Here is a 573-nt window from a genome sequence, read left to right as displayed (position 1 = left end):
ATCGGCAACGATGCCTGCGCCCTGGTGCNGGGGGATAATATCTACTTTGGCCAGAGCTTCGGTAAAAAACTGGAAGCGGCGGCGGCGAAGACCTCCGGTGCCACGGTGTTTGGTTATCAGGTGCTGGATCCGGAGCGTTTCGGGGTGGTGGAGTTCGACGAGAACTTTAAGGCGCTGTCCATCGAGGAGAAACCGCTGAAGCCGAAATCGGACTGGGCGGTGACCGGGCTCTACTTCTACGACAACAATGTGGTGGAGATGGCGAAGGACGTCAAGCCTTCTGAGCGCGGCGAGCTGGAAATTACCACTTTGAACCAGATGTATCTGGAGCGCGGCGATTTGCAGGTGGAACTGCTGGGGCGCGGATTTGCCTGGCTGGATACGGGCACCCATGACAGCCTGATTGAAGCTTCTCAGTTTATTCATACCATTGAGAAGCGCCAGGGGATGAAGGTCGCCTGTCTGGAAGAGATAGCCTATCGTAATCAGTGGCTGTCGGCGGAAGGGGTGGCGGCTCAGGCGGAGCGTCTGAAGAAAACCGAGTACGGTGCCTACCTGAAACGTCTGCTCAGT

The 573-nt window shown here is 57.0% G+C and carries 1 protein-coding gene; it reads left to right on the top strand.

Annotated elements, in window-relative coordinates; translation table 11 throughout:
* Positions 1 to 573: sugar phosphate nucleotidyltransferase (locus tag VZP09_RS12575; protein WP_442910121.1), on the top strand; the 573-nt coding region annotated here is incomplete at its 3' end.

This window comes from Klebsiella sp. EMBS2024 (assembly GCF_036233805.1).
In the GTDB taxonomy this organism is placed as follows: domain Bacteria; phylum Pseudomonadota; class Gammaproteobacteria; order Enterobacterales; family Enterobacteriaceae; genus Klebsiella; species Klebsiella pneumoniae.
This window is presented reverse-complemented; position numbering and strand designations above follow the sequence as displayed.